The sequence below is a fragment of the Bradyrhizobium cosmicum genome, from assembly GCF_032290525.1.
GTDB lineage: Bacteria > Pseudomonadota > Alphaproteobacteria > Rhizobiales > Xanthobacteraceae > Bradyrhizobium > Bradyrhizobium cosmicum_A.
Map to the genome: position 1 here is coordinate 1 of NZ_JASXTA010000519.1, position 243 is coordinate 243.

Consider the following 243-nt stretch of genomic DNA (forward strand, 5'->3'; position numbering starts at 1 on the left):
GATCAAGCCTTTGAGAATGTTAGGGAGCTCTCGGAACACTACAGGATTATTGCTCCATCGCGTTTTGGGTACCCCGGAAGCTCGGTTGCAGGTGAAGGAACTCCCAAAGAACAGGCAGCGGCTCTGATAGCACTCCTCAATATTCTCAATATCGAGACGGTCTATGTGCTAGGCGCCTCTGCCGGAGGAACCCTCGCTCTTCGTTTCGCTCTGGATTATCCGGAACGGACAGCGGGTCTTATC

1 protein-coding gene is annotated in these 243 nt (G+C 53.1%); it reads left to right on the forward strand.

Annotated features, from left to right (window positions below):
• Window positions 1-243, forward strand: a 243-nt coding sequence (locus tag QSV46_RS40785; RefSeq protein WP_314964431.1) for an alpha/beta hydrolase, incomplete at both ends; no start/stop codon positions are given.